The 2,290-nt window shown below is 75.1% G+C and carries 2 protein-coding genes; one reads left to right on the top strand and one right to left on the bottom strand.

Annotated features, from left to right (window positions below):
• Positions 1-103: 103 nt before the first annotated feature.
• The gene (locus VGD85_RS19635) at positions 104-406 is read left to right on the top strand and encodes a DUF1416 domain-containing protein (RefSeq protein ID WP_331065120.1); all 303 of its coding nucleotides are present in this window, start codon (positions 104-106) and stop codon (positions 404-406) included.
• 368 nt (positions 407-774) lie between these two features.
• Here the strand turns inward: VGD85_RS19635 and VGD85_RS19640 are convergent.
• Positions 775-2,290 (bottom strand): hypothetical protein (locus VGD85_RS19640; RefSeq protein WP_331065121.1); only part of this gene is annotated, 1,516 nt, incomplete at its 5' end.

Raw genomic sequence — 2,290 nt, forward strand, 5'->3', positions numbered from 1 at the left:
ACGTGAAGAACTACGACGGCTCGTGGACCGAGTACGGCTCGCTGGTCGGCGTCCCGGTCGTCCTGGGCGACGAGCGCGGCTCTGCCGATGAGGTGGGGCGCTGATGTGCGGCGCGACCGCGGGCGGGCTGTCGCTGGACGGCGTCGACGTGAAGAAGGAGGCGATCGTCCAGGGGCAGGTGCTCCGCGACGGTGAGCCGGTGCCGAACGCGTACGTGCGGCTTCTGGACCGCAGCGGCGAGTTCACCGCCGAGGTCCCGACGTCCGCGAGCGGGCACTTCCGCTTCTTCGCCGGCGACGGCGAGTGGACCCTGCGCACCCTGGCCCCCAAGGCCGACCCCGTCGACAAGCGCGTGCACGCCGCCGTCGGCTCGGTCGCCGAGGTCGTCATCGCGCTGTCTTCGTAGGTCGAGCTTGTCGAGACCCCGCAGTGACTCGGTCCGCGCTGTCCTCGGTGGTCGAGTAGCCGTCGCGAGGGACGAGCGACGGCGTATCGAGACCCAGCAGCGACTCGGTGGCCGAGGTCGTGATCGCGCTGTCCTCGGTGGTCGAGTAGCCGTCGCGAGCCCCGCAGCGACTCGGTCCGCGCTGTCCTCGGTGGTCGAGTAGCCGTCGCGAGGGACGAGCGGCGGCGTATCGAGACCCCAGCAGCCACTCGGTCGCCGAGGTCGTGATCGCGCTGTCTTCGGTGGTCGAGTAGCCGTCGCGAGGGACGAGCGACGGCGTATCGAGACCCCGCAGCCCGCGTGGCCGCGGGGGTCTCGGCCGTCGAGCCTCACGGCACCGGCTTGACGATCAGCCGCCGGCTCGTCGAGGGGATGAAGTACGCCGCCGCGCGGTCGCCCGGCCCGACGACCACCTGCGGGGCGACCCCGTCGGCGAACTTCGCCGCGAGCCGCACGTGCCGCGGCCGGCCGTTGCTGAGCGCGGCGTCGGCGACGAGCATCCCGTTGGGGCCGGCGCAGTCGTAGAGCAGCCCCTTCGGGGTCGAGCAGGGCGCGGCGGTCGGCTTGACCGACCAGGCGAGGTGGGCGACGGTCCCGGACTTCGACAGGGCCATCGCCGCACCCCACGCCGGATAGCGGGTGTCGACGTCCTTGCCGCCGATCAGCAGGTGCAGCCGCCCGTGGCTGGAGTAGGACACGACCGGCTTGCCGCCCCGCGCCACCGCGACGTCGAGCGCGCTGGCGTCGACCCGGCGGGCGGTGTGGACCTGCGTCAACGGCCCGGCGAGCGGCCCGGCGTACACCGCGAGGCGGCCGAAGCCGGTCACCGCGATCGCGACCCGGCCGCCGGCGGTCGCGACCTTGACGGACTCGACGCCGCGCAGCGGCAGCCTGGTGCCCGTGCCGAGCGCGTAGGCGCCGTCGCGGCGCACGGCCGGCCAGTAGATCGCGCGCACGTCCTTGTGCAGCGGCGCCGCGTCGGTGGCGACCAGCGCGAGGCGGCCGGTGCTGTCGACGGCGGCGTCGAGGTGGTCGAGGCCGCCGGACTCCGACCACAGCAGCGGCTGGGCGGGGCCGCCGGGCGTCAGCGTGGCGTAGACGGCCTCGCACGGCATCAGCAGCCCGGTGTCGAGGGTGACGTCGTGGTGCTCGGACCAGGCGAGCGTCTGCGCCGTCCCGGCGAGGGAGTACGCCGCCGCGCGGGTCGCGCTGCTGTAGTAGGCGCCCCGGCCGCTGGGCAGGCGCTCGACGAGGTTGTCGGTGAGCGAGGTGACCAGCGCCCCGCGCAGCCGGTTCGCGCCGTCCTTGGCCAGGTCGAACCCGACCAGCGACGTCGGCGGCCGACTCGCGGTCGGCACCCGGAGCCCGTCGGCGGCGATGCCGCTGGGGCAGTCGGTGACCGGGGCGTCGGGGCCGGGGTCGGTCGGCACGCCCGGGTCGTCCGGCACGCCGGGGTCGGTCGGGCCGCCGGGGTCGGTGCCGCCGTCGTCGACGCCGAGGTCGACCTGCAGCCGCCAGCCGGTCGCGGCGATGCCGCACCCGGAGAGCGCGCCGCTGGTGCGGTCGAGGGCGCACTCGGCCTCGGCGTACGCCGTCGACCCGGTGCCGATCACCGGCAGCGGGACGGCCGAGTCGTTGACGATCGCGAGCCGGTCGCCGGCCTGGAACGGCAGTGTCACCGCGGCCCCGGTGCCGTCGACGAAGCCGAACTCGCGCACGCCGGCCGCGGCCGGCAGGTCGATGCCGGTGACGAGGGCGACGACCTGGTTGCCGCGCACCAGCGCGAGGCTGGCGGTCACCGGGTCGGTGGTGGCGTACTTGCCGATCCGCGCGCTGCTGGCCGCG

Source organism: Nocardioides sp. (assembly GCF_036401255.1).
GTDB lineage: Bacteria > Actinomycetota > Actinomycetes > Propionibacteriales > Nocardioidaceae > Nocardioides.

Bases quoted from the DNA above. Each gene is read 5' to 3' on its own strand.
- VGD85_RS19635 (WP_331065120.1), top strand. From the start codon at position 104: ATGTGCGGCGCGACCGCGGGCGGGCTGTCGCTGGACGGCGTCGACGTG.